Origin of the sequence: Neopararhizobium haloflavum (assembly GCF_002750855.1) — a bacterium.
In the GTDB taxonomy this organism is placed as follows: Bacteria; Pseudomonadota; Alphaproteobacteria; order Rhizobiales; family Rhizobiaceae; genus Georhizobium; species Georhizobium haloflavum.
This window is the reverse complement of sequence record NZ_NWUC01000001.1, coordinates 83321-106013: the sequence shown is the minus strand read 5'-3', so window position 1 is coordinate 106013 and position 22693 is coordinate 83321. Positions and strand designations below refer to the sequence as shown.

Sequence of the window (22693 nt, the reverse complement as noted above, 5' to 3'; positions counted from 1 at the left end):
CGGGGCGTCAGAAACGCGGCGGCTCCACGCCGGCCGCCCGGCTCGCCGCGATCACCGTATTGGCCATCAGCATGGCAATCGTCATTGGCCCGACGCCCCCCGGCACCGGCGTGATCGCGCCCGCGATATCCTTCACGGCTGCAAGATCGACATCGCCCACAAGGCGCGTCTTGCCTTCGCCGCGCTCCGGCGCATCGATCCGGTTGATGCCGACGTCGATGACGGTGGCACCGGGCTTGACCCAATCGGCCTTTACCATCTGCGCGCGGCCGACGGCGGCCACCAGAATATCCGCCCGGCGGCACACCGCCGAAAGATCCGCCGTGCGCGAATGAGCGGTCGTGACGGTCGCATTGGCCGCCAGCAGGAGCGCCGACATCGGCTTGCCGAAGAGGTTCGAACGGCCGATCACGACCGCATTGAGACCGGAAAGGTCATCGCCATGCACCTTGCGCACGAAAACCATGGCCCCGGCTGGCGTGCACGAGACCATGCCGCCCCGGCTGTCACCCGTCATCAGCTTTCCCGCATTGACCACATGCAGCCCGTCGACATCCTTTTCCGGCCTGATCGACTGGATGATCGCCTCTGAATCGAGGTGACGCGGTAGAGGCAATTGCACCAGGATGCCATGGATGGACTCGTCGCCATTCAGTCGTTCGACAAGCGCCGCAAGATCGGCCTGCGTGGTGTCTTCCGGCAAGGTATGCTGGATCGAGTTGAAGCCGCATTCCTTCGCCTTGCGGCTTTTCGAGCCGACATAGACATGGCTTGCCGGATCGTCTCCGACGATGATGACGGCAAGGCCGGGTGTCGTCGCGCGATCGGCGGCGAGTTGCGCGGTGAAGTCCTTGACGCGGGCGATCACATCCGCCGCCGTCGCCTTCCCGTCGAGTATCGTTGCTGCCATGGCGTTCGCCTTTACTTCTGTTCGTCGTCAGCCGGCGCGAGAAAGCTCACTGCCCGCGCCCAGCGTGTTGACGACAGAAGGACCGAAAAATCAAGCCGGCAGCCGGCCTGTCGGCGACGCTCTTGCTTCATTTCGCGAAGAGGCGCGTCATGCTTCCATTCAGTGGCTGGCGGATTGTTCCGCCGGCGCAGACGGCGGGGCCGCCACCGGTGTGCCGCCACGCTGCATGTTGGAACGGATTTCTTCCTTGGTCAGGTAGTCGACCTGTTCGATGATGATCTCGTGGAAGACCTTCTCGCCGACACGCTCGTTGAGCGCGTCGCGGATACCGGTGCGAAATGTGGTCAGATCGAAGCTTTCGATATTGGCGAAATCGATGGTCTTGTTGCCGACGAGGTGCGTGTAGAGCTGGTCCGTGATCAGCACCTGCGGATCGATCGACAAGCGGGCGAGCTGCTCCGGCTCGGCGGTGAAGACGAGGCGGGCCAGGAAATAGCCGTGCACCGCGCCGTCCGAGATCACCGGGATGGAAACCACCTCGCCCCGGACATAGTCCAGACCGCCGAAGAAATCGGCCGGTGGCGCCTCCGCGCTCGTCTCCGACGACGCCTTGATCGAGACGTAGACGGAACCGAGCGTGATCAGGCATATCCAGACAGCGGTAACGGCAAGCTTGATCATGGATGCGCGCCGTACCGGAACTGCTCCATGGAATAGGTGCCGTCCGCCTCGGCCGCCTGGACGGCGTCATTGAGGAGATCCGTCACGCCGCGCACCGCCTCCAGATGAGCCCGCACCCGCACAGCGTTGACGTCGAGCATTGCTCGCAGCGCCTCCAGCCGCGAACGGAACGCTGGCGGAAATTCGTCAGGCCGCGTCGACTTGAAAAGGAGGTTCAGTTCGTAAAGACACCGGCTCTTGCGGGCGTTCGATGCCTTGATGTCAAAATTGACGTCGGCGCCGATGAGCGCATTCTCGTTGGCAAGCACGTTTTCGAGCCGTCCGAGAACACCGCTGATGCGCAGTTCAGTGCCATTCATTTCCATGGTATGCCTTCTTCGTTGTTGTGGGCATTGTCATCTTGCCGCCGTTGATCGGCCGCGTTTCTCCCCCGGGACCGTCAGGTCAGCCCCATAGTCCGGACTTGTCGTTGTCACTGCCCCCGCCCGACCATTCGTCGAGCGTGGCGCGCTGCAGTTCCTGCACCGGGCCGGCGGCAAGGTTGTGCTGGCTGCCGGCAAGATCGTCGCTGGGCCGATCCACTTCAACGCCATCAGCGGGCATCAGGCTTTGTGCGATTCCGATGCCGCCGCCCTCGGCCAGCATCGCCGCCAGTTGCTCGGCCATCATGCTCTTCCAGATTTCGCCGGCCGTTCCCTCACCGAAGAAGGTCGCGCTTTCCTTGGGCAGCATGGATTGAACGAAATTCTGAAGAACCATCGCCTCGAATTTCTGGTAGCTGTCGAACAGCGCGGCATCTTCGCCTGTCACGTCGCTGGCTTGGGTCTCACGCCCGCTCGCGGCCAGGCGTGCTGCGTTGAACGAAAGATCGAACGCGGCCGCCGCGCGCTCGCCAGCCTGCGAGGCGGAGCGATCGGTTGCTGCAGGACCGTTGGCGGCGAGCGCCTGGCGCGCTTGCCGAAGTTCTACGGGATCGGCCGCCTTCATGACGTCGAGAACGATGTCGCTGGGAGGGGATATGGCCAACTGTCTGATCCGTCGGTTGGCGGTCTTCGCCCTCCCTCATGGAGCGCAGCCGCAGTGCAACAGGTCGCCGCGCGGCCCGATGGCTCGTCATGAGCAGGGTCGGTCGGCTGACGTTGATTTGACTATGCATTCCGAAGCTTACCGGAGGCTTGAGTCACCGATCCGATCGAGAATGTCATAGAGCGCTTCCTCTTCTCCCGCCCGCCGTTCGTCATTGCCCGCATGACGCGCGTGATCCTCCAGGCGGTCTGCCTTGGCCCGCTCGGTCATCAGCTTCTTTTCCTGCATGCGCATGCGACCGCCCAGCATCTGGTCCTTGATCTTCAGGCGCGCGATCTGAGAACCGTAGAGCTTGGAAAAGCCGCTGTGCACCGGGTTGGGCGAGGCCAACGCGTCGACGAGGTGGTCGAGCCGCTCGGATATGGCGGCCCGTTCCATCGCAAGTTCGGCAAGCTCGATTTCGGCGATTCGTTCGATCTGCCGCTGGACGGAGACGAGACGCCTGAGTTTGGTCGATCGCGCCTTCATGCTCACTGCGTTCCGGTGAAGATCGGCTCGAACCCTCGCCCGAACAGGCGGAAGAAATCATTGGAGCCGAGATAGAGGAGGATGAGACCGCCGGCGAGCAGGAACGGTATGGAAATGAAGTAGACCGGAATCTGCGGCGCCAGCTTGTTGACCATCCCGACTGCGAGGTTGAAGGCCAGGCCATAGATGATGAAAGGCGCCGAAAGCTGCAGGATCAACGTGAAGGAGGCGAGCAGCGTGTCGGTGAGACTGACCAGCGCCAACTGGCTGTCGAAGGCCAGGCCGAGCGGCATGACATCGTAGGAATTCGTCAGCGAGACGATGACGATATGATGATAATCCAGCATGAACAGGATGAGCAGCCCGACAAAGCTCAGCATCGCCGACAGCGACGTCTGGCTTTCCATTTCATCGATACCGACGCCGGGCATGGCATTGAAGCCGATCAGCATCGAGATCACCGAACCCGCGAACTGCAGCGCCAGGACATAGTAGCGCGCCAGAAGCCCGATGACGGTGCCGATGAGCAGTTCCACCCCGACAATGCCGATATAGCCCGGACCGCCCTCGGAGACTTGCGGATAGATCGCGTCCCAAAGGATCGGCAGGATGCTGAACGATACGGCGACGGAGACGAAAAGCCGGATCATCATCGGCACACGCAGCGTCCCGAGCCCCGGCAGCAGCATGAAGCACGCGCCGACACGGCAGAACGCCGCGAACATCGCCAGCACGGTACCTTCCGGATCGCCGATCAAGAGATCGAACCCAGCACCTTGATCTCGAGGCCCTTGGCGATCTCCACATGCGAGATGACGGGCAAGGTCGCAAAGAGCCGCTCGATGATCATGCGAACATAAGGCCGTGCATCCGGTGCCGTGACGAGGACGAAGGGCCGGCCCTTGTCGAGTTCTTCGCGCACGACCTTGGTGGCCTGCTCGGAGAATTCCTCCAGATGCCGCGGGTCGATGTCGAATTCCACGACCTCGCCCTTGGCATCACGCTTGAGCGCCTGATGGAATGCCAGATCCCAGCGGTTTCCAAGCCGGAGCACGCGCAGAACGCCGTTTTCCGCCAGATCGCCGCAAAGCTGCTGCGCCATGCGGATGCGCACATGCTCGACGATCTGTTCCGTCTTGCGCACATGCGGCGCCAGCTCCGCCACGGCCTCGATGATCAGGTGCAGGTTGCGGATGGAGACGCGCTCGGCGAGCAACAGCTTGAGCACTGCCTGAAGGCCGGAATACGTCATGTGCGACGAGCAGATCTCGTCGGCAAGCTTCTTGTATTCCGGGTCCAGCCGATCCAGCAGCACCTTCATGTCCTTGTAGGACAGAAGCTGCGGCAGGTTGTTGCGGATCACCTCGCTCATGTGCGTCAGGACGACCGATACGTTGTCGATCGGATGGAAGCCTTCGCGCTTGAGGTCTTCCGTAAAGCTTTCCGGTACCGAGATCGCCGGCATGCCGAAGGCGGGCTCCCGGATTTCGTCACCCGGAACACTTGGTTGCCGCCCGCCCTGCTTAACGACCATGACCTCTCCGACGCGCAATGCGTTGGCAGCGACCACCGTCCCGTGGATGCGGATCTGATAACCCTTCTGCGGCACGGTATAGTCGTCGCTGACCTTGATCTCGGGCACGACGAATCCGTACTGCAACGCGAACTTCTTGCGCATCTTACCGACGCGAAACGCCAGCTCCTGATGCGAGCCGAGCAACCGCGCCGAAACGTGCTTGCCGAGAAGCAATTCCACCTCGGCGGTCTTGAGGACCGATTTGACGGAGTCCTTTTCCTTCTCCCGCTCCTCGCGTTCGGACACCTGCACCGCCTCGACCTCAGCCTGACGCGCCGCCTCGATCTGGCGCGGAATGAACCATCCGCCAAAGGCCATCGCGCCACCGAGAAAGACGAAGGGGAGGAAAGGCAGGCCCGGCATGACGGCCAGAAGCATCATCAGACCGGCGGCAACGAGCAGCGCGCGCGGATAATTGCTGAGCTGGCTGATGACCGCCTGGTCGGCCGAGCCGGTGGTCCCGCCCCGCGCCACGAGCAGGCCCGCCGCGAGCGATACGATCAGCGCCGGGATCTGTGTGACCAGGCCGTCGCCGACCGAGAGCCGCGTGAAGACGTCCGCCGCCTCGCCGATCGGCATGTCATGGCGCGTATAGCCGATGACGATACCGCCGAAGACGTTGATCGCGGTGATGATCAGGCCTGCGATCGCATCGCCGCGAACGAACTTCGAGGCACCGTCCATCGAGCCGAAGAACGAGCTTTCCTCCTCCAGCTCCCGCCGGCGCCGCTGCGCCTCCTTGTCGTCGATCATCCCCGCCGACAGATCGGCGTCGATCGACATCTGCTTGCCGGGAATGGCATCCAGCGTGAACCGCGCGCCGACCTCCGCGATGCGCGTCGCGCCCTTGGTGATGACGATGAAGTTGACCGTGATCAGGATGAGGAAGACGATAAGACCGATCACGAAATCGCCGGACATCACCAGATTGGCAAAGCCGGAGATGACGCTGCCGGCCGCGTCCGTGCCGTGATGACCCTGTGAAAGGATGATTCGCGTCGTGGCGATGTTCATCGCCAGCCGCAGCATCGTGGCGATCAGGAGAACCGTCGGAAAGGCCGAGAAGTCGAGCGGCCGCTGAATCCACAGCGCCACCATCAGGATCAGAACCGATAGCGCGATCGAAAAGGCAAGACCCACGTCGATCAGGACCGGTGGCAGCGGCAGGAAGAGAATAGCCAGAATGGCCACGATGCCGATCGCGAAGCCGACGTCACGACCGCGCGGATTGATGGCCGGAATTGCGATAGCCTGAGACTGCGCCATGATCACCCTGATCGGTGCTGAACGGGCCATCGCCTCATGCGACGGCCACCGTCTGCCTGACCCTGATCCCTAAAGGGCGAAACTTGCGCGAGGGTGATTGCGCCGCTGCTTCAAAAACCCGTCTCTATCCGCGAGAAGACGATGTTTGTGAAGAGCGAGATTTGCGCGCCGACGAACGGCGCGGAGATCGCGACGGTGACAAGGATCGCGATGATCTTCGGCACGAATGTCAGCGTGATTTCCTGGATCTGCGTCAGCGCCTGGACAAAGGCGATGCCGACGCCGACAGCCATCGCGACGAAGACCGCCGGCCCGGAAGCGACGATGATGGTCCAGATCGCATTCTGGACGAGTTCGAGTGCGTCGGCCTCGTTCATGGGACTGGCGTCAGCTGATCTTGACGCCCGGCGTGATCGGCAACTCGGTCCCGTCCTCCAGGGTCGCCATGATGCCGTCCGAGTAAAGCGTCACTTCCTTGACGACACCCGAGATGTCCCCGTTCATCGACGTGACCGTGCGGCCGATCACTGCATCGGCCTCGGAGAGCGCGGAGGACTGCATCAGCATCTCGAGCCGCTGGTTGGTCTGGATCGTCTGTTCGACCTGCGAGAACGTGGCCAACTGCGCAATCTGCTCGGTCGCGTCCATGGGCTGCGTCGGATCCTGATTGCGCATCTGCGCGACCAGAAGCTGCAGGAAATTGTCGTAGTCCAGCATCGCCTTCTTCTCGGCCTGCTCGGCGCTCGTCCGGGCGCTGGCCTGCGATGTGGTGGCGCTCGACCCTATCTCCACGGCGCGATCTCCTTCTGGATGGACTGGATCGTCGCCGGGGTCATCTCCGGCGTGTCGAGAATGCTCTCTTCCAATGCATAGAGGCCGCGAATGACCTTCAGCGCCTCGAACGGCTTCTTGCCACTGACGATTTCATCGACACGCTTGAGCTCGGTGCGGATCTCTTCGTTGTGGAAGCAGTTCAGAAGCATCATGACAGACTTCTTGAACATGATCATCGACTGATCGGCGCCTTCCGGATTGATCAGCATCATCTGGACGATGAAGTAGAGCTGGCGCAGCGGCGTCGAGGCGTCTTCCGGTTGAAGCACGTGATTTTCCAGAAGGAACGTCACGTCGTTGAGGAATTCCAGCGACACCTTGCGGTCAACGCGCAGGACGGCACCGTTGATGAAGATCTTCTCACCGCTCTTCAGCGAAATGCGCAGGGAACTTTTCATTTCAGGCCGTCCCGGATGATGGCGGAGATATCGATGATCCCCTGGAAGTTTTCCGACTCGCCCTTCCGGATCTTCTCGCCTTCGCGAAGGATCCAAAGGCCGACCGAGATCAGGTTGGCGCGAAGCTGCGCCTCCAGCTCGTTCTCCGGGGAATTCAGGTCTTCGATGAATCGCATCCAGACCCGGTTGGTGAAGTAGATGGCTTCGATCGCTTCGCGCGACTTCGGCCCGGCGGCCTGCGCCTGACCGAGCAGCGCGATCGACCTGTCGAGAACCTGCCGTTCCCGGTCCTTGGATTCAGCAACGTCATCCTGCTGGATCTCGGCATAAGAAAACTGATACATTCAGCCCGCCTTGTTCATTCCGCCCCGCTTGGCCGCGGTTTCGAAGTTAGAGGTAATTCATCAAGCTCAATTGCTGGATTCGCGCGGTCAGTGCGTAGGACGCCTCCATCTGCGTAAGCAGCGTGTTCATGCGGGTCGAGGCTTCATAGGGATCGACACCCTCGAGCTCGCCGATATAGGTGGCCACCACATCCTTCTGGTCGGTCAGCGCGGTGTTGGCCTTGGCCACCCGCGATTCAGCAACCCCGAGTTCGGCGCGCTCCGCGTCGATGCCGGCAATCGCCTCGCCGGCAAGGCCGACAAGCCGTTCCATGAGGACGGTGCGCGCTTCACCGGACAGGTCTTCGTCAAGCAGTTCGGCGCCGATCACCGCAGTCAACGCGAATTTGCGAAACCCTTCGGCATTGGCGTTCGTCGAACTCTCGATGATCTCGGAATTGGTGATCCGGCTGGTCATGTTCGTGTCGGACGCTTCCGACCAGAGCGTGCCCCAGTCCGCGTCGAACCGCGCCTCCAGATTGGTCAGGAACGTGTCCATGTCGGCGGCCGTATAGTCGCCCGCAGGCGTACCGGCACCAAAGGCCAGATCCAGTTCGGCGTCGAACGCTGCCTTCGCGGCAACCTCGTAATTCGCCATCGGCTTGACGTCGGTATTGACGCCGGCAAACAGAAACTCGCCGCTGCTGGACGTGTTGGAAATGGCGACGAAATTCTCCAGCATCGCGGTCATCTCGCGTTGCGCCACGCCGCGCTGTGCCTTGTCGGAACTGCTGCTGACCGTGATCAGCGTTTCCATCATCGTCTGGCCGTTGCTCGACAGCTGGCCAAGGGCATCCTGCGAAACCGAAAGGCGCTGGGCGACAAGGGCATTGTTGTCGAGAATGGAGTCGAGACGCGCCACGTCGCGCGTCAGCGAGATGGTGCGGGATGTCTTCGAACCAAGCGCCAGTCCGATATCGGCATGCCTGCCCGTGGTGATCTCGCTCTGCGTCTGCGTCAGCTCCTGCTGCGCCCGCTGCACCGCCAGCCGCACCGCATTCTGCATTGCCATCGTGGAGGTGAAGGTCGTTTTCATGTCGTTACCTCACCGACGCCAGCAGTGTGTTCAGCATCTCGTCGATCGTCGCGATCAGGCGGGACGAAGCCTTGTAGGATTGCTCGAGCTCCAGAAGCTTGGACATCTCCTCGTCGAGGTTCACGCCCTGCGACGCGGAAAGCGCCTCGCTGGAGCGGAAATACGAAGCGTTCTTGGTCTCGGCCGCCTGATCGGCCTGTTGCCGCAGCGTCTCCATCCAGCCGACCGAATTGGCGGCCAGCGTCATGATCGAGACGTTCGTTCCGGCCTGCGCTGTCTCGTCGAACGCCAGCGGCTCATCGAACCTCGTGACGAACGATTCCAGAAGTGCGGAGAACCCACCATTGCCATCCGGATTGACGACGACGCTGTCGCCGTCCCGCAGCTTCAGCGGATTGTCGACGAAGGCCTGGTCGACTTGAAGGGACATCGCGATACCGGGCGTCGGTGCGCCGGTGATCAAGGCATCATCGCCCCAGGTGAAAAGACCCGGCTCGCTTGCCGGATCGCCTTCTGCGAACATGGTGACGAGACCGCGCGCCATTTCGTCCAGCTGCGCCTGATAGGTCGGCGCGACGCTGTCGCGCACCTGCAGAAGGCCGCCGAGCGAACCCTGCGCGCTGGTGGCGCCGCCGGTTCCCACGTTGACAGCGACACCGTCGACCAGAACCGGATTGCCGGCGATCGTCGCGTCGAAGCCGCTCGTCGGCTCGAACGTCACCGCCCGCGGTATCGTCTCGAACAGCGTGGCGCCGTCCTTGGTATAAAGCGCGATGTCGTTGTTCTTGCGCGTGACGACACTGACGCCGATGATCGACGAAATATCGCCGAGCAGCCGGTCGCGCTGATCGAGCGCATCGGACACGTCTTCGCCCGCCTGCGTGCCCTGCTTGACGTCGTTATTGGCTTTTTCGAACTGGGAGAGAAGCGAGTTCAGCTCGCCGACCTGACGGCTGATCTCCTTGTCCGTTTCGAGACGCAGCTTCTGCACGTCGACCGAAGTCTCTCGGATGCCGTCAGCCAGGGTTCCGGCATCGGCAAGGGCCGAGCGTGCCGCACTGACATCGTTCGGCTTGGAGGCAAAGAGCTGCAGCGCATCGCGAAAATTGCTGATCAGCGTCGAGGGCGCCGTTTCGTAGTCATTGCCACCGAGAAGCGCGCGCAACTGATCGATGCCGTCGAGCAACGCGCCCTGTCCGCTGGCCGCACCGATGCTTGCGATGTTGTCCTTGAAAAGAAGGTCGTTGGCCGAGCGCGAGATGTTGACGACCTGCGCGCCCCAGCCGTTTGTCGCCAGCTCCGCCGCGCGCCGCGCATAGTGCGGGTTGCTCGCATTGGAGATGTTCTTCGACACAATAGATGTCTGCGTCGAGGTGTTCGACAGGATCGACTGTGCGGTATTGAGCGCTGACGACAGAGACATTCAAGAACCCCGGTACAAGTACCTTAACGCTTCAGATTGACCAGGATCTCCATGAGATCGGAGCCGGTCTGGAAGACCTTGGAATTGGCGGTGTAGCTTCGCTGCGACTCGATCATCGACGTCAGCTCCTCGGCGATGTCGACATTCGACCCCTCGAGCGCGCCGGAAATGATCTGGCCGAAATTGCCGGTCTCGGCGAACCCCGTCACGATGACGCCGGAGTCGACACCTTGCGTGTAGACGTTGCCGGGCAGCGGCTGCAGCTTGTCCGGGCTCTGCACATTGGCCATGGCGATGCGGTAGAGCGGCTCAAGATCGCCGTTCTCGTACTTTCCATAGACAATGCCCGCTGAGTCGATCTCGACTTCTTCCAGCTTGGATGGCGCAGCCCCGTCGACACCGGCATCAGAGACGTCGAAATCATAGCCAAGCGCGGTCATCCGGCTGAGATCCATCTCGATTTCGATGGCGTTGTCATCGTTCGGCTCGACCGTGAAATTCATGTTCAATCCACCGACGATTTTGCCGCTCGTGTAATCGAAGGTAAGGGTGTCGGCGTCACCGTCTGAATTCAGAAGCACGTCGTCGCCTTGTCGGCGAACCTCTAGCTCCCACTCTTCATTCCCGCCGCCAGTAGGGTCCGCCGCTACGGTCTTTGTGAAAACGAGGTCGACAATCACGCTGTTTCCGACGTTGTCGTAGACGACGAGTGAACTCTTTTCCACGTCGCCCACCGCTGCCCCAGAAGGCAGATTGCCCGCAAAATTTCCGATCGTGGAAGGCGACGCAGCAAGGTTGCCTTGGCCGACATTGATCGGAACGAGCCCGTTGAATCCGTTGACGACCGTTGCCGGATCGCCGCCGTCATAGGGATAGCCGAGCAGCGTGAAGCCGGCCGCGTTGACGAGCTCGCCCTGGCCGTTGGCAACGAACGAGCCGGCGCGTGTCAGGAACGGATCGCCGTTGCGATCGCGCACGATCATGAAACCATTGCCCTCGATGGCAAGGTCGGTCGGCGACGAGGTGAATTCCAGCTCGCCCTGCTTGTTGACGTTGTAGCGAACGTCCGTCGTCACCGCGCCGGAGTTATAGGACGACTGCGAAGTCGGCAGCACCAGCGAGGAAAACTCTGTCGAAGCCCGCTTGTAGCCGGCCGTATCGGCGTTGGCGATATTCTCCGCCACCGTGCTCAGGCGGTTGGCCTGCGCGTTCATCCCGGAAACGCCGGTGCGCATCATCCCGTTGAGGCTCATCGCATCAATCCTCTTTGATCTTCATGTCCGATGCTAGGTGGCGTGCCTTGCGCGAGGCTGGTTGCTGCGCGCGCCGGCACTGACCGACGCACGCGCCGGGCTCACGCCCAGTCGATGCGGTAGCCGAGGAAGCGCTTGGAATCGATCGGGTCGACCCCGAGCCGCTTGCGCAGCTTCTTGCGCAGCTTGGAAATGTGGCTCTCGACCACGTTCTCTTCGACGTCTTCGTCGAAAATGCCGTAGATGGCGTTGAAAATCTGGCCCTTGGTCACCCGCTTGCCGCGGTTGGCGACGAGATATTCCAGGATGCGCCGCTCCCGCCGGGGAAGCGCGAAGGCTGCGCCGTCGATTTCGGGATCGCGGCCGTCGGAATAGACGCGGATCGATCCGATGTCGGTGTAGTTGACAATGCCCTGAAGGCGCCGGCGGATCGCAGCGGCACGGGCAAGGATTTCGCGCGGATGAACCGGCTTGCGCACGACATCGTCGACACCGCTGTCATAGAGCGCCAGCGTCGATTCCAGCGAGTGTCCATCATTGACGGCGATGACCGGCGCGATCGATCGGCTGCGGATCGCTCGCGGCAGTTCGCACTGGGTCTGTCCCTGGCCGATAAGAAACGCCTCGACGGCGTCGAGATCGGTGTCCGCTGCCGTGCTGACCCACTCTTCGAACTCCCCTGGCTCGAAGCTTGCGGACGGAACCCCTTCGCGTCCGAACAAGGATTTGAATCCCTCCGTCACGAGCTCACGCTCGTCAACCACAACGATCATTGCTGCCCCCGAATCACCCGCACCCATCGCGTTAACCACGTTTTACGAATCGCGGGATTCTGGAACAACTAGAGGAAATGAATGGTTGGAATTAACAGTTGCTTAACCCTGAAGGTCCGATTTGGATCTATATATAGTGGGTATCGCTCAATATGGCACAATTAGTGATTGGAAAAATTAACGTTTGATCGACATGGGGCTTGCAAAGCCGAAATCGCCCCATTTCACGGCTGTCGCAAAATTGCAACTTTGAGTTAAGTTCCCACCCCACAGAAAGCGCGGGCGTTCGCCGTCCATTGCCCGTAGCCCGTGGCCACCAGGTTGGAGATGACACGGCATACGTAGCGCTTCTGGGCAGGGTCGTTGTCCGGCCCGGCATGATAGCGCGCCACCGCCATCGTCCAGCTTTCATGGCGCGCCTTCAACTCGGACAGAAACCGTGCCGCATAGCGCACGTTCTGCCGCGGATCCAGCATGTCCGCGACCGACGCGAAGCGGTCATGGTGATAGTGGTGATTGATCTGCATGCAGCCGAGATCGATCAGCCGCCGACCCTTCCCCTGCGCATCGGCAAAGGCGGCCAGAGCTTCGGCTTTCGAGTGCGCGAACACGGCCTTGCCCTCGATGTTGAGCGCGAAGGGATGCAAAGAACCCCGCCGTCCCGTCTCGGTCAGCCCGACCGAATAGAGGATGCCCTCCGGAATATCGTAAGCTGCGGCCGCCTGCGCGATCTCGACCTCGCAAAGCGTGGGCACGCCGGCTGCCCGCGCATCGGTGCTAGAGATAGATGCCGTTAGAAGAACGGCGCTCATGAGTGCGATCGTCGCTTTCACCCTGCCGTCCTCCGGGTTGGTTGAAGCCGCCCTGGCCATCCCGGCCCTGCTGCTGGCGCGCGCTGCCCCCTTCGCCCTGCAGCGCCGTCTGGCCCTGCTGGAGGTTGGTGGACTGCTGCGATCCGGCATTGCCGTTCGCCGCCTGCACGCGGTCGGTTCCGGCATGCTGGATGGTGACGTGATCGACGTCGTAGCCCTGGCCGCGCAGCGCTTTCAGCAGCCCGTTCTGATCGTCGTTCAATTGGCGATAGGCTTCCACCGTCTCGACCCGCAGGTCGATGCTGAGCTGCCCGTTGCTCATCCGCAGCGTTGCCATCACCGAACCGAGTTCGGGCGGGCTGAGCTGGATCTTGAGGCTGCTGGCGGCGTTCTTGGCCGCATCCAGCGTGGTCGCGGCGGTTGCCGCCGTCTGGCGCAGCATCGCCGACCACTCGGCATTGTCGCTGATCGCCCCGACGACGGACGCAACCGCGGTCTGGCCGAGCGCGACGCCGAGATATTTGCGTGAATCCACGATCGCGAAATCGGGCGTGCCGGTGCGCTTGTCGGCCACTGCTTCAAGCCGCGCCTCACCGTCAGCGCCCGCAAGCTCGGCCTTCAGGGCAGCAGGTCTTTGCACCTCGGTGGAGGCGGACAGCGTGGCCGCACGTTCCATGGCCGGCGGCATTGTCGTGCCCTCGGCCCGCGCAAAGCGGAACAACGTGTCGCCGTCCTCGCTTGCGCCCTCCGCGTTCGGCGCGGCTGGCGAGCCTTCAGCGACCGCGACCCCGCGGTTGCGCGGCATCTCGATCGTCGCCTGCGCCTCCACGCCGGCCCGCACCGAGCGCAGCAGACTATCGAGCCCGGCCACCGCATCGCCGCCCTTCCCCGCCGACTGCGCGGACGCTGCCGCCAGCAGCGCCTCGATCTGTTCCGGGGTTTGTTCGCCGCTTTCGGCGTGGTCGGCCAGCGCCTGCGCAAGGTCCTCGATATCGATGCGCGCCGTCGTCTCGCCGCTGGCTTCGGGCCTGTTGCGCCCGGCAGCTGCCGCCACAAGGGCCGCCAGTTCCATGCGGATCCCGTCCAGTGGCGCGTCAGGTGTCCTCGCCTCGACCGACAAGCGCGGCTGAATCACGCGCCGCCCCTCTTCCAGACCGAGAAGCTTGAAGAAGCGGTCGATATCCATGTCCTTCGCGCTGCCCTCATCCTGGACAATCTCTCCTTCGGCAAGGTCGATCACGAGCTCACCTTCGCCCTGCGCCAAAGCCTCCTGGCGCCCGCCGGCCTCCTCGCCCGTCCGCTCGTCGGCCGCACGGATCGCGGCGCCGAATAGCGCGTCATCGCCGGCCTCGCCGCCGCCTTGGCGGGCGCGCGCGCCAGCCGCCTGCTGGGGCGCGTTCATGGGCAGCGTATTGCCGACTGGGCCGGTCATCGGTCTTCCTCCAGAAGTTGATCCACGGACTGCAGCACATCCCGCCGCGCATCGACGAAATCGGCGATCGGCGTGTCGCCATCCTCCGGCATCGCCTCGGTCTCCGCCGGCACGGACGGAAGTTCACTGACGTCGACGACCGGCACAGGGTCGAGCTCTGGCCGCGTCGTCACGGCATCCGCGACACGGCGGGCGGCAGCCCGCAGGGCCAGGTCGCGCGGGCTCAGCGCCGCCGCGTCGATCGCCTCGAGTTCTTCCGAAAGGTCCGCCGCGTCGTGCATCGGCACGCCCGCCACACCGGAATAAAGCCCTGCAAGCGCCCGCACCTTGCCGTTGTCCTCGCCCAGCGCCTGCGCGGCTGTCGCCGTCTCGACGGCAAGCTGATCGTTACCGGCGATCGCCGCCTTGCGCGCGATTCTCAGATAGACGGAGCGGCGGCGATCGGCGTCCATATTGGCAAGAATCTGGAGGATACGCTCGGCCCGCACCGTTTCGGGATGGGCGACGACGAGATCGACGAACAGATCGGCAAACTGGCCGGCATAGGGCGAATGCAGGAAGCGCCGCGCATAACGCTCGGCATAGTGGACGCCGTCTTCCACGCGCCCTGACCCGACGCTCGTCGCGATGGAGCGGCGCAGCGCCGCCTCCTCGATGATCGTGCCCGGCGCCAGAAGCCGCGCCCTGTCGTAAAGTTCGAGCGCCATCGCCGGCTCGGAGGACAGCAGCCCGTTGGCCGCGATCAGCGCCAGATAGGGCTCAAGCCGGCTGCCGGAAAAATCGGGCAGCAGCGCCGCGATCTCCTCTCCGACCGCTGCGCCCCGCCCGCCGAGATAGCTGGCAACGAGTGGCAGCACGCGCGGGTCGACCGCCGGATCCTCGCTCGAAGCGATATGCGCGACGGTCGCCGGGTTGCCGCCGCTCATGGCATAGATCAGCGCCGCCTCGACGGTATCGCGTTCCTGGAAGATGTCATCGCCCGCCGCCTCCAGCCGCTCGTCGATCAGCGCCAGCAGATGGCGTTGCATCTCGATGGCGGAATGATCGCCCATGGCGATGGAATCCTGCACGAACTGCAGCGATCGCACCATCTTCAGCGCCGACGTGTCGGCGAACTGCGCGCTCGCCGCGCTGCCGGCGGCAAGGCTTGCCACAACCATGAGAGCCAAACGCAGCATGGCGGTCACGGCGCTCCCTTGCCCTCGACCAGGATCTCGATCCGCCGATTGGCGGAAGCGAACGGATCGTCCGGCAGCTTCAGCCGGCGGTCGGCAAAGCCCGACACCTGCACGATGCGTTCCTCGGCCAGCCCGCCGCGCACCAGCATGTAGTAGGCGCTGTGCGCACGATCGGTCGATAGCCGCCAATTGTCGTTGCCCTCGCCGGTAAAGGGCCGCGCATCGGTATGGCCGCGGATCACCACCGCGCCCTGACGGTCGGCAAGCAGCCCGCCGATCTCTTCCATCGCCAGAACCATCTCGCGCCGCGGCACCGCGGAGCCGACGTTGAACATGCTGTCCTCGCCCTCATCGGTCAGGCTGATCAGCACACCGCCTTCCGCCGGCTGCACATCGAGCCCCTCGGCCAGGCGGCCATTGGCGCCGCCCAGCGCCTCGGCAATCTCTTCACGAAGAGCCGCCGCATCCGCCGCCGCGCGTTCGGCGGCAAGGTCGGCGGGGTCGATCGCTGGCTCGGCAGGCGGAGCGGCCTCCGCCGCTGCCGTCTCTTCTGCAGGCGCCGGTACCGGTTCTGCGGCTTCGGCCACGGGGGCGGCCGGCTCCGGCTCCTCTGATTCCGGCTGGTCTTCGGCCAGCGCCTCGGGAGAGAGCATGGCCTGCGTGTCGCTCACCGGGTCCAGCGTCGGCTCGGGCGCCGCGGCTTGCGACCAGAAATCGGGATCGAACGGATCGCGATAGGCTTCCCCGCCCGAAGCGCCCGTCGAGGGGCCGGACTGCTGCGCCCCGCCCTCGCCGGCATCGCTGATATTAGTCTGCTGGCCCGTCTCCATGGCGATCTCGGCAAGCACCGCGTAGGGGTTCTCGAAGTAGTCCGCCTCCGAATAGCTTTCCTTCTCGCCGGCCGTCGCGTTCTGGTCGTTGCCCTGTTCCGCGCTGGCGCCGTCGCTTGTGCCCTCGCCCTGCGTGTCCGCCGCCGGCCGGTCGGTGATGCCTTCCGAGGCCGTGCCGTCATCGCTGATGTTGCGGTCTGCCGGCTTCTCGTCCATCAGCTTGATCGGGTTGAAATAGCTCGCGACCGAAGCCTTCGTTTCCTCGTTCGTCGCGTTGACCAGCCACATCACGAGGAAGAACGCCATCATCGCCGTCATGAAGTCGGCATAGGCGATCTTCCAGACCCCGCCATGGTGGCCTTCGCCCTCGCTTTCCCGACCACGCCGGACGATGACGATCTCGCGTTCGATTTCCTTTTCGCCGCTCACGCGAGCGCCTCCTTCAGAGCCGTCGACCAGTCGGCAAGCCGCGTGGCGAACGCCGTTCCGTCAATATCCACGCATAGATCGGCCCCGTCCGTCTCGGTGAAGGCGAAGCTGACGGCCTTGTCGGGAAAAAGCTCGACGAAGCGCGCATGAAGCTCGGCCGGACCGCTGACGGCAAGGCGGATCGCGGCGCCCTCGCCGATCGCCTGCGAAACGTCCAGCGCCAGCGCCGCGATCATCCGCTCGGTCATCGCCTCTTCCAGGAACGGTGCGATCACCGCGCCCGTCTGCCGGCCCAGCGTCTCGACGACGCTGCCGCTCAGCGCGTCGAACCGGGCGGCAAGCGTCGCGGCGATTTCATCCGTCAGGGTCTTGCGCAGCGCGTCGATCTCTTCGCCGTGGCGCGCCGTCATCGCGGCAAGCGCCGCCGCCTGCTCGGCCTTCGCCTCCGCCTCGCCGGCCGCCTGGCCGCGCGCATAGGCTGCCGCCTCGATCGAGGCGATATCGGGTTCACCGGCTTTCTCGCGCTTCAGCGAAACCTCGATGCCGGGCTTTTCGGCCGCCGGTTCGAAATCCGCATACGCCGCCTCGCCGCCAAAATCGCGCAGATAATCCGCGATCGAATGCGTCATCGCCTTGCCGCCGGTCGCCGGGCGCGTGCCAAGAAGCTGTGCCAAGAGCTGAAATCCCATTGCCGCTGCGAAGAATCCGGCGGCCAGCCACCGGATGATCGCACTGACGCTAGACGATGAAACTTGCGCGAGGATAACGACCGTCAAGAACCAGAACGGCCGGCACCTTGAGAAGGCACCGGCCGCAAAAACGCTTAAACGCGAAGCGTCAGTTCTGGAAGAGCTGCAGGATCAGCTGCGAATTCTGGTTGGCGATCGAAAGCGCCTGCACGCCAAGCTGCTGCTGCGTCTGCAACGCCTTCAGCCGCGTGGACTCCTCGTTCATGTCCGCATCGACGAGCTGGCCGATGCCCCGGTCCACCGCGTCCATCAGCTTGGAGACGAAGTCCTGCTGGCTGTCGACGCGCGACTTGATGGCGCCAAGGTCCGAGGCCGCGGTCGTCACGGAACTCAAGGCCCGGTCGACGCCGTCGACCAGCCCGGCCAGATCGCCGTCGTTCACCATCGTGATATCGATCGCGAGGATATCGAGCTGTCCGGGACGGGCCCGCAGATTCTCGATGGTGACGGGGCTCGCCTCGGCGGCACCTGTCGGGGTCGTCGTAGTGATCGTGATCACACCGGAGTTTTCGGTTGCAGTGAAGCCTGTGAAAGCCGCAGCCACAGCGGTGTCCAGATGCGTAACAAGTCCAGCGGCATCTGCGATCGCCAGTGCCGGGTCCTCGCCGTCGATCCGGATCGTCTCCGTCACGCCGCCATAGGTCATTTCGAATTCGATGCTGTCGCCCAGCGCGAGTGACAACGGTCCGGTGAAACCATCGAGTTCGATCGTGCCGGGAGCTGCCGCCGGGGTGAACTCACTCGCCGTCGAGGCGCCCACTGTCAGGCCGCCGAGCGAGAAGTTCCCCTCGCCTTCCAGCAGCCCGTAATCGGCAGGGTCGGAATTGAAGAGCGCCGTCTTGGCGGTGTCGACGTCGATCGTGCCGAGCGCGATGTTGCCGGCTTCGTCGCGGGTGAACGAAGCAACGATCTTCTGCATGCCGAAGCCGCTGACGTCGAGCCAGTTGCCGCCCGAGAAGGTCGCCGACTTCGCGAACGTCAGAAGGTCGCTTTGAAGCTGCGCGATTTCAGACTGGATCTTGCCTTTGTCGACATCAGGCTGCGAGGCGGCGACCAGCTTGGTCTTGATCTCGTCGAGCGTGTCCTTGATCGATTCCATCGCCGTATAGGCGACGTCGACCTGGGCCGCGCCGAGGCCGAGCGCGTCCTGCACCGTCGACATGGCGTTGTTGTCGGAGCGCATCGTCGTCGCGATCGACCAGTAGGCGGCGTTGTCCGATGCCGTTTCGACGCGAAGACCAGACGAAATCCGGTTCTGCGTCACGCCCATTTCGCTGTTGATGCTGCGAAGCGTGTGAAGCGCCGCCATCGCGGCGGCGTTTGTCATGATGCTGCTCACGAGTTCGCCCCTGTTCCTGAACTCATTGATCCCGACATTCCGGCATTGCCGGAGAGACGTTGCAGCGCATCATGCGCATCGGAACCGCCCCACGAACGCGATTCCTTGCAAGAGTGTTAATGTGCGATGGTTAACAGAAGCTTAATCGCCGTCGCAACCTGTTAATTCTCGTAGCCGAAACCTTAACGGGCGTAACAGGCCAAAAGAAAAGGCCGCACCATGCGCGTGCAGGGTGCGGCCTTCGTCAGTGTCGGGGCAGGCCGGCCGAATGGCCGGCTTGCCTCAATGCGCTTAGCGGAAGAGCGACAGGATGTTCTGCGTCTCGTTGTTGGCGATCGACAGCGCCTGGATGCCGAGCTGCTGCTGCGTCTGCAGAGCCTTGAGGCGGGTCGACTCTTCGTTCATGTCCGCATCGACGAGCTGGCCGACGCCGCGATCCACGGCATCCATCAGCTTCGAGACGAAGCTCTGCTGGCTGTCGACACGGGTCTTGATGGCACCAAGATCCGAAGCGGCCGTGGTGACCGCAGACAGCATCGAGTCGACGCCCTGCATATATTCCTCGAGATCGAGCGATCCGGCACTGGAGATGTCGAAGCCGGTTGCCTCGAAGAAGTTGCCGTTGTCGGAGGTACGAACGTTGCTGACGCTCAGTTCGTAGGTGTTGGCGTCGTCCGTGTTTCCATCGAAGGTGACCACAGCGCCGGCGTCGTCGATCTGCTGGATGTTCACGCCGCCTGTCGTGCCGGCGACCGCCTCAACCTGATCATTGACGCCCGCGGAAGTCAGAGCGGCGTTGAATGCGGCGAGGAGGTCTGCATCTGAGTCAACTAGGCCATCAGTGATGCCAGCATCTTCGAGAGTCTTCGCATTGATCGTAACGCGGGTTTCTTCGCCATTGATATTGATATCGAACTTGATCGCGCCGCCGTCATTCAGGTCGATAGCGCCATCGGCGGCCGCAGCGAAATCATGGACGAAAACGTCTTCGATCTCGATGGGGTCAGTATCGGCGGCGGTTGATCCGTCGAACTCGACGTCGTCAGCGGCGTTCGCCCCAATAGTAATCGCGTCGCCTTGCTCCAGCAGTCCCGTTTCATCGGTTGCGCTGTTGAACAAGGCTGTCTTAGCCGTGTCGACATCGATCGTGCCGAGCGAGACACCATTGGAATCGCGAAGGAACGAAGCGACGACCTTCTGTGTCTCGGCTTCGCTAACATCCAGCCAGTTGCCGCCCGAGAAAGTTGCAGAGCTTGCAAAAGTCTTCAGGTCTTCCTGAAGCTGCTTGATCTCAGACTGAATCTTCGACTTGTCGACGTCCGGCTGCTGTGCAGCGACGAGCTTCGTCTTGATCTCGTCGAGCGTGTCCTTGACCGATTCCATCGCCGTGTAGGCGATGTCGACCTGCGCGGCGCCGAGGCCGAGGGCGTCTGAAACGGTGGACATCGCTGCGTTGTCGGAGCGCATGGTGGTCGCGATCGACCAGTAGGCGGCGTTGTCGGACGCGCTGCCGACCTTGAGGCCCGACGATATGCGGTTCTGGGTGGTGCCCATCTGGTCGTTGATGGAACGAAGTGTCTGCAGCGCCGCCATGGACGACGTGTTGGTCATGATGCTGGACATGAAATATCCCTTGTTTCCACGCGAGAATTAGGAGGGACATACCGGACTAGTGGTAACGCAATACCGGCGATGGCGGTCTGGCATCATGCCACTCGGCGCGGGAACCCCGTCCCATATCGCCGAACCCGTCATGTTGAAGTGGAACTTCGCAGACGGGTCTTGCCAAAGCGTTAAGCCGGGACAGGAAATGCTAATATGGCACCGAAATCCGCCGGCTCGCTCAGCGCCGCGTCAGGCCGGCAATCGGATGCCGCTGCTGCATGGCATCGAGAAACCGGCGGGCCACCTTCTCAAGAAAACGGTGACTGAAAGAGCCCACTGGCGTCAGGCTTTCAAAATCATAGAGTTCGTCGGCGCGGACTTTGTTGAAATCATCGAGAATGAGGTGACTGACCTTGCCGCTCGTCCCAAGGCCGACCCGCCGGCATTCGGTTTCCGGGATGATTTCGTAGAGCCGTTGCTCATCAGCGATGCGCGGCTGCGGATGCCGTCCGGAAATCGGAAACAGATAGAGCCACTGGTCGACCTGCATCATCAGGCAGACGTGGCGAATTTTCCGGCCGCTTTCCTCACCGCGTGCGGCCTCGTGGCCCCACAGATAGTTGAAGAGGTAGACCTCACCCCGCCTCATTCACGGGAGGTCTCCGCCTCATCGATGATCTGTCGAAAGCCCGCCGCCAGATTCTCGACATCCTCGGCGGGCGCATCGGCAAGCGTGAAGGCAGTGCGTTCGCTTCGACCGCGCAGCAGGCGCTCATAGTCGCCGGTGGGCATCATCACGACCTTCGTTTTGCCGCGCTTCATCAGAAAAATCGGTTCGGTCATCGCGGCGTCGAGGACATCACCCGATCGGCGGCTGAGGTCAGAGAAAGTGAAAGTCTTCATCCGTCATCACCATGATCTGTAATTTCTGCATCATACAGAAGTTACAGATTTCGGCAATCACCTCAGACGAAAGAGCGCACCAGGGATCCCACCAGCAGGTTCCAGCCGTCGATGAGGACGAAGAACAGCACCTTGAAGGGCAGCGAGACGGCGGTGGGCGGCAGCATCATCATGCCCATCGACATGGTGATGGTGGCGACGACGAGGTCGATGACGAGGAACGGCAGCACGACGAGGAAGCCGATCTCGAAGCCGCGCCGGATCTCCGAGATCATGAAGGCCGGGGTCAGGACGCGCAGGTCGATCACGCCGTCGGTCTCGACCGTCTGGCCGCGCTCGGTGGCGATGTCGATGAAGAGGTTGAGATCTTCGTCGCGCGTATTGGCCATCATGAAGTCGCGGAACGGTTCGGCGATGAGCGGGAAGGCTTCTTCCTCGGTGATCTGCTCTTCCATCAGCGGCTGGACGCCCTCGTTCCATGCCCGGTCGAAGGTCGGCGCCATGATGTAGAACGTCATGAAAAGCGCCAGCGACACGATGATGAGGTTGGCCGGCGTCGTCTGCAGCCCCATGCCCGCCCGCAGGATGGAAAAGGCGATGATCAGGCGCGGAAAGCTCGTCACCATGACGAGGATCCCAGGCGCCAGCGAGAGCACCGTGATCAGCCCGAAGGTGCGGATGATCCAGCTGGCGACCGAGCCGTCGACGGGTTCGGTGAGGAAATCGGTGTCGATGCCTTGCGCCTTCGCCCCGGCGCAAAACACCAGGAACAGGACGGCCGTGAGGAAAAGACGGTTCATTCGATCACGAAGGTCTTGAAGAGAAGGTCGGTCACCCGCCCTTCCGAGCGCAGGCTCGCCCGTTCGCTGAGGTCCTCGCGCAGATGCTGGAAGCCGCGCGGACCCTCGATCTGCTGCAACGACACCGTGCGCAGATAGGCCAGCATGTCTTCCTGGATGACCCGCGCCATCGCCTCGTCGCCCGCCCCGTCGAAGAGCAGCGAGACTTCGAGGCGGATCCAGTTCTCCGCCGGATAGGCCAGATTGGTGGTGATCGCCGCGAGATCGATGATCGCATCGGCCGGTTCGCCCTCGGCGCCCGCGCCTTCCGCCTCGGCCGTCTCGCCGTGGCCCGTTGCGCCCTCGCGCGCCGCGGTCTGAACCGCCTCGGCCGTCGGCGCCAGGAGACCGCCCATCATCCATCCGCCGCCGGCCGCGACCAGCGAGAGCACCGCCACGACCGCGAGCGTCACGATCATCGATGGCCCCTTGGCCTTGCCGTCCTCAGGTGTCGTCATGTCACCCATTGCCCCTTACCAAAGCGCGCGCC

26 protein-coding genes are annotated in these 22693 nt (G+C 62.9%); all 26 read right to left on the bottom strand.

Translation table 11 applies throughout. The annotated features are described in order from the left end of the window. Positions 1 to 7 precede the first annotated feature (7 nt). A complete protein-coding gene (gene folD, locus CN673_RS00730; RefSeq protein WP_099864009.1) occupies positions 8 to 910 on the bottom strand; it encodes a bifunctional methylenetetrahydrofolate dehydrogenase/methenyltetrahydrofolate cyclohydrolase FolD in 903 nt (300 codons plus the stop codon). 159 nt (positions 911 to 1069) lie between these two features. Then, a complete protein-coding gene (locus CN673_RS00725) occupies positions 1070 to 1591 on the bottom strand; it encodes a hypothetical protein (protein WP_198585847.1) in 522 nt (173 codons plus the stop codon). Next, on the bottom strand, positions 1588 to 1956 hold the full coding sequence (locus CN673_RS00720) for a hypothetical protein (RefSeq protein WP_099864007.1): 369 nt from the start codon (positions 1954 to 1956) through the stop codon (positions 1588 to 1590). The genes CN673_RS00725 and CN673_RS00720 overlap by 4 nt, the downstream gene beginning before the upstream one ends. 79 nt (positions 1957 to 2035) lie before the next feature. Then, entirely contained in the window at positions 2036 to 2617 is a 582-nt protein-coding gene (locus CN673_RS00715; protein ID WP_099864005.1) for a rod-binding protein, read from the bottom strand. A 138-nt stretch (positions 2618 to 2755) separates the two neighbouring features. Then, positions 2756 to 3145 carry a hypothetical protein gene (locus CN673_RS00710; RefSeq protein ID WP_099864003.1) on the bottom strand — a complete coding sequence of 130 codons (390 nt, stop codon included), beginning with the start codon at positions 3143 to 3145 and terminating at the stop codon, positions 2756 to 2758. A 2-nt stretch (positions 3146 to 3147) separates the two neighbouring features. Continuing rightward, the gene (gene fliR / locus CN673_RS00705; RefSeq protein WP_099864001.1) at positions 3148 to 3903 is read right to left on the bottom strand and encodes a flagellar biosynthetic protein FliR; all 756 of its coding nucleotides are present in this window, start codon (positions 3901 to 3903) and stop codon (positions 3148 to 3150) included. Further along, complete coding sequence (gene flhA, locus CN673_RS00700) at positions 3900 to 5987, bottom strand: flagellar biosynthesis protein FlhA (RefSeq protein WP_099864961.1); 2088 nt, start codon at positions 5985 to 5987, stop codon at positions 3900 to 3902. Before flhA ends, fliR begins: the two co-directional genes overlap by 4 nt. Before the next feature lie 110 nt (positions 5988 to 6097). Continuing rightward, positions 6098 to 6364, bottom strand: a complete 267-nt coding sequence (fliQ, locus tag CN673_RS00695) for a flagellar biosynthesis protein FliQ (protein WP_099863999.1) — start codon at positions 6362 to 6364, stop codon at positions 6098 to 6100. Between the two features lie 10 nt (positions 6365 to 6374). Further along, complete coding sequence (gene flgD, locus CN673_RS00690) at positions 6375 to 6779, bottom strand: flagellar hook assembly protein FlgD (RefSeq protein WP_099863997.1); 405 nt, start codon at positions 6777 to 6779, stop codon at positions 6375 to 6377. After that, on the bottom strand, positions 6770 to 7219 hold the full coding sequence (flbT, locus tag CN673_RS00685) for a flagellar biosynthesis repressor FlbT (RefSeq protein WP_099863994.1): 450 nt from the start codon (positions 7217 to 7219) through the stop codon (positions 6770 to 6772). The genes flgD and flbT overlap by 10 nt, the downstream gene beginning before the upstream one ends. Continuing rightward, positions 7216 to 7563, bottom strand: a complete 348-nt coding sequence (gene flaF, locus CN673_RS00680; protein ID WP_099863992.1) for a flagellar biosynthesis regulator FlaF — start codon at positions 7561 to 7563, stop codon at positions 7216 to 7218. Before flaF ends, flbT begins: the two co-directional genes overlap by 4 nt. 46 nt (positions 7564 to 7609) lie before the next feature. After that, on the bottom strand, positions 7610 to 8638 hold the full coding sequence (locus tag CN673_RS00675; RefSeq protein ID WP_099863989.1) for a flagellar hook-associated family protein: 1029 nt from the start codon (positions 8636 to 8638) through the stop codon (positions 7610 to 7612). Between the two features lie 4 nt (positions 8639 to 8642). Beyond that, complete coding sequence (gene flgK / locus CN673_RS00670; protein WP_099863987.1) at positions 8643 to 10061, bottom strand: flagellar hook-associated protein FlgK; 1419 nt, start codon at positions 10059 to 10061, stop codon at positions 8643 to 8645. 23 nt (positions 10062 to 10084) lie between these two features. Then, on the bottom strand, positions 10085 to 11314 hold the full coding sequence (locus CN673_RS00665; RefSeq protein WP_099863984.1) for a flagellar hook protein FlgE: 1230 nt from the start codon (positions 11312 to 11314) through the stop codon (positions 10085 to 10087). A 101-nt stretch (positions 11315 to 11415) separates the two neighbouring features. After that, positions 11416 to 12087 carry a response regulator transcription factor gene (locus CN673_RS00660; RefSeq protein WP_099864960.1) on the bottom strand — a complete coding sequence of 224 codons (672 nt, stop codon included), beginning with the start codon at positions 12085 to 12087 and terminating at the stop codon, positions 11416 to 11418. 254 nt (positions 12088 to 12341) lie between these two features. Further along, positions 12342 to 12899 (bottom strand): transglycosylase SLT domain-containing protein, encoded by a 558-nt coding sequence (locus CN673_RS00655; RefSeq protein ID WP_099863981.1) that lies wholly within the window; start codon positions 12897 to 12899, stop codon positions 12342 to 12344. Further along, on the bottom strand, positions 12865 to 14331 hold the full coding sequence (fliK, locus tag CN673_RS00650; protein ID WP_099863979.1) for a flagellar hook-length control protein FliK: 1467 nt from the start codon (positions 14329 to 14331) through the stop codon (positions 12865 to 12867). The genes CN673_RS00655 and fliK overlap by 35 nt, the downstream gene beginning before the upstream one ends. Then, positions 14328 to 15509: a MotC family chemotaxis protein gene (locus tag CN673_RS00645; protein WP_157928746.1), complete on the bottom strand. Its 1182-nt coding sequence runs from the start codon at positions 15507 to 15509 to the stop codon at positions 14328 to 14330. Before CN673_RS00645 ends, fliK begins: the two co-directional genes overlap by 4 nt. A 5-nt stretch (positions 15510 to 15514) precedes the next feature. After that, positions 15515 to 16768 (bottom strand): MotB family protein, encoded by a 1254-nt coding sequence (locus tag CN673_RS00640; protein WP_099863975.1) that lies wholly within the window; start codon positions 16766 to 16768, stop codon positions 15515 to 15517. After that, a complete protein-coding gene (locus CN673_RS00635) occupies positions 16765 to 17442 on the bottom strand; it encodes a hypothetical protein (RefSeq protein WP_157928745.1) in 678 nt (225 codons plus the stop codon). The genes CN673_RS00640 and CN673_RS00635 overlap by 4 nt, the downstream gene beginning before the upstream one ends. Positions 17443 to 17605: 163 nt before the next feature. Beyond that, positions 17606 to 18856 carry a flagellin N-terminal helical domain-containing protein gene (locus CN673_RS21415; protein ID WP_099863973.1) on the bottom strand — a complete coding sequence of 417 codons (1251 nt, stop codon included), beginning with the start codon at positions 18854 to 18856 and terminating at the stop codon, positions 17606 to 17608. A 291-nt stretch (positions 18857 to 19147) separates the two neighbouring features. Beyond that, a complete protein-coding gene (locus CN673_RS00625) occupies positions 19148 to 20479 on the bottom strand; it encodes a flagellin N-terminal helical domain-containing protein (RefSeq protein WP_099863972.1) in 1332 nt (443 codons plus the stop codon). Between the two features lie 220 nt (positions 20480 to 20699). Then, positions 20700 to 21110, bottom strand: a complete 411-nt coding sequence (locus CN673_RS00620; protein ID WP_099863971.1) for a hypothetical protein — start codon at positions 21108 to 21110, stop codon at positions 20700 to 20702. Beyond that, positions 21107 to 21364, bottom strand: a complete 258-nt coding sequence (locus CN673_RS00615; protein WP_099863970.1) for a type II toxin-antitoxin system prevent-host-death family antitoxin — start codon at positions 21362 to 21364, stop codon at positions 21107 to 21109. The genes CN673_RS00620 and CN673_RS00615 overlap by 4 nt, the downstream gene beginning before the upstream one ends. A 62-nt stretch (positions 21365 to 21426) precedes the next feature. Further along, positions 21427 to 22164, bottom strand: coding sequence for a flagellar type III secretion system pore protein FliP (gene fliP, locus CN673_RS00610; protein ID WP_099863969.1), 738 nt, complete (start codon positions 22162 to 22164; stop codon positions 21427 to 21429). Beyond that, positions 22161 to 22661: a flagellar basal body-associated FliL family protein gene (locus CN673_RS00605; RefSeq protein ID WP_099864959.1), complete on the bottom strand. Its 501-nt coding sequence runs from the start codon at positions 22659 to 22661 to the stop codon at positions 22161 to 22163. The genes fliP and CN673_RS00605 overlap by 4 nt, the downstream gene beginning before the upstream one ends. Positions 22662 to 22693 lie beyond the last annotated feature (32 nt).